Here is a 5,486-nt window from a genome sequence, read left to right on the forward strand (position 1 = left end):
CCGCAGTCCTGGTGGGCTTCAAATGAACATTGAAGCAATTATGCTGACCCATAACTTGGAAATCATGGGAATATTACAAACTAGCAACTAACGTATTTTCATTTAAAAACTCTTTGACTTCATCGCATTTTGATAGCTGTCAAGGAAATTTTCTTGACAACATTTCATTTTATTATTGCATTGTTGAATTTGCTCTTGTATAATGAAATATGTTGAAAAATTATATGATATCCGTTACGGATCATTTTAGTGGAGGTGAAACTAAATGCCAATTATCAAATCCGCAATCGAACGTGTTAAAACAAACGAAAAAGCAAACGCTCGTAACTCTTCCCAATTGAGCAAGATGCGTACAGCAATTAAGAAATTTGAAAAAGCTAAGACTGCTGGTGCTGACAACGTTGAAGCACTTTACCGCGAAGCAGTTTCTGCCGTTGACAAGGCTCAATCAAAAGGCTTGATCAAGGCTAACAAGGCTGCTCGTGACAAGTCACGCATGGCTGCTCGTTTGGCTAAGTAAGCTTATTATTGAGAAGACCGGGTTCCCGGTCTTTTTTTGTTTCATATTTTTAGCGATGCTGAAAAATCATGATGGGAAAAGTTCTCCTTAATCAGGAAAAAGAGTCTGAAGTCTCGTCTTCCCTTTAAATGAATGCCAGACAAAGCCTGGTGACTCGCGCTTGATTTTGTCCGGCATTTTCTCAGTTCCAATACACGGTAACCGATGCCTGTTGATTTTTATCTCTATAATGACGAAAGACCGGTTCATGTACGCAAAAAAATCCGGATGATTCACAAGCGACTTGCAAATCATCCGGATTTTCAGTGTCAACTACCATCACTAAAGTGAGATGCTTGTAAGTCAGAGTCATGCACGGATCATATGTCTGACACGCCAGTTACCAGTGCCTTTAGAGTTCGTAAGTTGCCAAATGAACTGTACTTTCGTTTATTCTGCCAATAATTAATTGAAACATGTTTTTCCCAGTTTCTTTCAAGCTGCATGCTGACAAAATTGGAGCATGAAAAGCTGAAACAGCAATTCGGGATCTCGATCCGTCGACTTAAGGCGTTTTTCAACCTTTACCAAACCAAGGTATGCATTTTTCAAATCTTCCTGTTGAAATCTTTGAACGGTCCTTAAAGCTAATTTGACGCGATATGGATGGATTTTTAATGCGGTTGTGATGCTTCCCTGTGCAAAGCCATGCCTTTTCAATATCGAAACTTGCAAAAGCAGTCTGAACTGCCCGAGTAAAATCGCATTGATTGCAATCGGTTCTTCTTTTGAAAGCAGCAAATCGTGATACATCTCAATCGCCTTTTGAGTATTCCTACTCAAAACAAGCGCAACCAAATCGAAAACATTTTGTTCCAGACTCCTTGAAATCATTCGATCCGCCTCAGCTTCTGAGATAATCTTCTCATCCTTGCAAAGAAGAAGCAACTTGTCAAGCTCATTCATTGCCAACGATATCTCTGCATTAGTACGTTCCATTAAGATGTCAAAAGCTTTGGACTCGATTGCCAAACCATTTTTCTCAAGACGTTGATTGACTATTTGACGTACCTGTATTTCCTTCAATGGTTGATTTTCAACCACATCTGCGACTTTTTTCAATGTTTTGACGACTTTCTTGCGTTCATCAAGTTTTTCATAAGGAGCAATAAACACCAGAGTCGTTGTCTCAAGCGGATATTCCAAATACTTCAATAAGCCGGCAATATCATGCTCAACCTTGTTCTTCTTTTTTTCTCCGGTTAAAAAATACGGATTATTGACGATGACGATTCTTCGATTTCCGAAAAAAGGAACCGACATCGCATCGTTCAACGCAGATGCCAAGGGAGTTTCTTCCATATCGTAAATGCTTGAATTAAATTCTTTTTCCTGAGGGGAAAGTTTTCCAAGCAGCGCATTCTTAATTTCTTCCGAACAGTATCTCTCTTTGCCTAAAATAAGGTAGACCGGACCTATCTTATCATTTTTAATTTGATTCATAACTTCTACAACAGTTGACAATTTATCACTTCCTTTATTGTTTTCGGGTAAAATATCTTGGTTGATTGTCCACCACGTTCATTCTTGCAATCCTTATCCTTTTGGATTGTGTCGCAGAAGCCGCCTTAACGGTAAGTTAAATCGACTAGCTGTCCCATCACCGTACACACACAGATACGGCATCTTCGCAAAATTCTTCCTTAGTTTGATCATTCCGTAATTTGCAGTCGACAAATATGGAATACCGGCATTATTCAGCGTTTTCAACGTTTCCTGATTTGGATGCCCGTAACGATTATTCCTGCCGCATGAAATTATTGCAAGCTTAGGGTTAATTCTTCTGACAAACTCTGGCGATGTTGAAGTCTTGCTTCCGTGATGTCCTGTTTTCAAGATGTCTGCATTTATTTCCGGATGCTTTGCAATGACTTCTTTTTCTCCTGCTTGAGGCAAGTCGCCCGTGAAAATACACTTAATACCGTTAAAATCGTACCACAAAACCAACGAATCGTCATTGGTTCCACGACCGCTTTCAGACGGATGCAGCAATCTCAAATTATCAGAGTCATCATAATCTTGAGTTGTGACGCCCCTGACGCTTTCAAGACCGATTGCCGATTCTTCAATTCTTTTTTTAAAGCTTGCAAGGTTCTCCATCCCCCTTGGGACAATAACCTGCTTTATTTCGATAGTTTGACTGATGCTTGGAAAATTAGCAACATGGTCAGCATCCTGATGAGTCAGATAAAGGCGGTCAATCTTTTTGACCCCTTTGCTTAACAAGTAGTTGGCTACAATTGTTTCTCCATTTGTGCGTCCCTTTCGCTTTTGCCACTTTTGAGTATTAAAACTGACTTTTCCGCCAGTATCAATCATGATTATTTCTCTATTAAACCGACTTCTGATTAAAGTGCAATCTCCTTGACCAATATCAAAATACACAATTTCAGAAGAAAGAGGAAAATGAATTGCTAAAAACATCGCACCGTAACACGTAATCATCATAATCCACAATTTCAGCCCGTTTTTTGCGGTTTCAGTCATCGCAGCTAAAAACAGCATCATTAAAACGAAGGTCAAAGAAGGTTTTCCGAATACGATATTTCCCGGAAGTTCCGCCAAAAACTGCAGGAGATTTGAAACCGTTCTGAGAACCAAAGCACAAGCACTCGAAAAAAAACGCCCGGGAATAACAACGCCCAAAACAGTCGCAGGCAAGATTATGCACTCAAAAAGCGGCAAAATCATCAACGAAAACAGACATGTAAAAATATTCCATTGATACGTCTGATACAAAACTATCGGCAAGCTGAGAAGATTGATTTTCAAACTTGCAGCTATCCGCTTTTCACCTTTCTGCAAAATAATTGCAAGCGTCAACAAATAGCTCAACTGAGTGCCAAATCCAAACAGAAGTCTTGGGCATGACATCAAATTGATTAAAAGCACATATGACCATGCGGTTAACGGAGTCAATTTAATTTTCAATAATCGATTGCATCCAATCACCAGAACATTCATCATGACTGCCCTGATAAGACTGGGAGACCCTCCGCCGACAAGGATAAAACAAGGCAACACAATCAGATTGAACAACTGTCCCGTTTCATAGTCGATGCCAAACTTTTGAACGAATCTGCACAAAAAACTTGACAGATAAAAAACATGCATCCCCGACAGGCAGAAAATATAAAGCAGTCCCAACTTCTTGATTGACGAATAAACGTCTGACAAATCATCAGTTCTCATTCCCAACAACAAAATCATCGCATACCAATCAAGCGGTTCGGGCAGTTTCTGAAAGGAAAGCGCACATCTTTTCCTGAAGTCGTGCAAAAACAAAACCGGTTTAAAGGCTTGGCTGCTGTCAACCTTTTTCACGTTGCACCAGTCCTTGATGAAAGCCGACAAAAAGATGTTTTGTGATTGACAATACTTTCGATAGTCAAACTCATTTTCGTTCGTCGGCTGATTGACAGGAGTAACATCGGCTTGACACTCAATCGTAAAAGAATCAGCAGTCGACTTAAGCTCTTTTTGCTGTTCCTCATTTTTTAAAAATGCAGTCAATTTTAATTCTTCACGTTTTTCAACCCAAAAAGCATCACACTTCATCAGATTTCCGTCAACCGCTATTTTATCTGCATAAATCAAAAAATGTTGGACGGAATTCGTCTGACAGGTTCTGATGTCTTCTTGATAATCACGTTGCCATTGCGCGAACCTGACGGTAAAAATCAAACAGCCCAAAAGGCATACAAAAAAGGTCCGCTTGTCGCCAAGCATAATGATCCTTATAATCAAAAAAGCTAAAACAATCCACCAAATCCAGCCTTCTCCAGCAATCGCAAAACTGGCTGCTGCCAGACACAAGGCAACGAAAAAACTTTTAATTTCCGTTCTTATTCATCCGGTTCAATTTTTCTCAAAACTGCATCAAGGTTTTCCAGATTAACTTCAACTTGTTCAATTTCAACATTCTTCAATTTCAATAACTTGACCGCATAAGGGTCATTGTGATAATTACGCAGATAGTAGATCTTTTTTATTCCTGCCTGAAGAAGCATCTTCGTACACTGAAGACACGGAAAATCAGTTACGTAAATAACGGCTCCGTCAGTCCCGCTGCCAAATTTGGCACACTGCAAAACGGCATTCATTTCAGCATGAATGGTTCTTACGCAATGACCGTCAACTACGTAACATCCTTCATCAAGACAATGAACGTCCCCTGACACGGATCCGTTATAGCCGCCTGCTATGATTCGATTGTCACGAACCAAAATTGCTCCCACTGCCAATCTGGTGCACGTGCTCCGTAAAGAAAGTAAAATCGCCTGCAACATAAAATATTGATTCCATGAAATCCTCTCCTGTGCCATTCTCTACACCTCATCTATCATTAATCTTATTATTCATTATATCAAAGCAACCAAAAAGAAAGTAATCTTTTTGAGATTGCACGTCCTTAAACTGTTATTTGTGATGAAATTTTCTCGAATGTTTTATCTCCGATGCCTGAAACGTTTTTCAGCTCGTCAATTGTCTTAAAGTTTCCGTTCTGCTGGCGATACTCAATAATATCGTCAGCTTTTTTATCTCCGATGCCTGTCAATTGCATCAATTGCTCCTTGCTTGCAGTATTAAGGTTAATTTTGCCATCATTTTCGCCTTGGCCTGTCGAGTCGATTTGCGACTGAGCAGAAAATGTTGTTTCTGCCATGGAGTTTTCTGAATTCTGATTGGTCTGACTATCATAACCAGAAATTCCGACCGTATTTTCAATCGGAGAACTCTCACCAGCCTTGGGAATATAGATTACCATCTGGTCTTCGAGCTTATGTGCGAAATTGATTTGAGTCGTATCTGCTCCTTCAAGCGGTCCTCCGGCGAGGCTCAAAACGTCCCCCACTCTTTTTCCGTTCGGAACTTTATAGACACCAGGATGCTTGATTGCTCCTTTAATGTCGACATAGATATAGTC

At 40.0% G+C, this 5,486-nt stretch carries 5 protein-coding genes; 1 reads left to right on the forward strand and 4 read right to left on the reverse strand.

The features are described 5' to 3' along the window. The first annotated feature begins 265 nt into the window (after positions 1-265). Positions 266-520 (forward strand): 30S ribosomal protein S20, encoded by a 255-nt coding sequence (gene rpsT / locus V7Z60_RS08520; RefSeq protein WP_334117401.1) that lies wholly within the window; start codon positions 266-268, stop codon positions 518-520. A 474-nt stretch (positions 521-994) separates the two neighbouring features. Here rpsT and holA read toward each other — a convergent pair whose 3' ends face one another. From holA to V7Z60_RS08540, 4 genes are all read right to left on the reverse strand, one after another. Beyond that, positions 995-2,023 (reverse strand): DNA polymerase III subunit delta, encoded by a 1,029-nt coding sequence (holA, locus tag V7Z60_RS08525; RefSeq protein ID WP_442918912.1) that lies wholly within the window; start codon positions 2,021-2,023, stop codon positions 995-997. 72 nt (positions 2,024-2,095) lie between these two features. After that, positions 2,096-4,288, reverse strand: a complete 2,193-nt coding sequence (locus V7Z60_RS08530; RefSeq protein WP_334117402.1) for a DNA internalization-related competence protein ComEC/Rec2 — start codon at positions 4,286-4,288, stop codon at positions 2,096-2,098. Between the two features lie 116 nt (positions 4,289-4,404). Then, entirely contained in the window at positions 4,405-4,884 is a 480-nt protein-coding gene (locus V7Z60_RS08535) for a ComE operon protein 2 (RefSeq protein WP_334117403.1), read from the reverse strand. 86 nt (positions 4,885-4,970) lie between these two features. Beyond that, the coding region (locus tag V7Z60_RS08540) for a helix-hairpin-helix domain-containing protein (RefSeq protein WP_334117404.1) at positions 4,971-5,486 on the reverse strand (516 nt) is incomplete at its 5' end.

The organism is Ligilactobacillus sp., assembly GCF_036846325.1.
Lineage (GTDB): Bacteria > Bacillota > Bacilli > Lactobacillales > Lactobacillaceae > Ligilactobacillus.

Bases quoted from the DNA above. Each gene is read 5' to 3' on its own strand.
- V7Z60_RS08535 (WP_334117403.1), bottom strand. From the start codon at position 4,884: ATGGCACAGGAGAGGATTTCATGGAATCAATATTTTATGTTGCAGGCG.
- V7Z60_RS08530 (WP_334117402.1), bottom strand. From the start codon at position 4,288: ATGCTTGGCGACAAGCGGACCTTTTTTGTATGCCTTTTGGGCTGTTTG.
- rpsT (WP_334117401.1), top strand. From the start codon at position 266: ATGCCAATTATCAAATCCGCAATCGAACGTGTTAAAACAAACGAAAAA.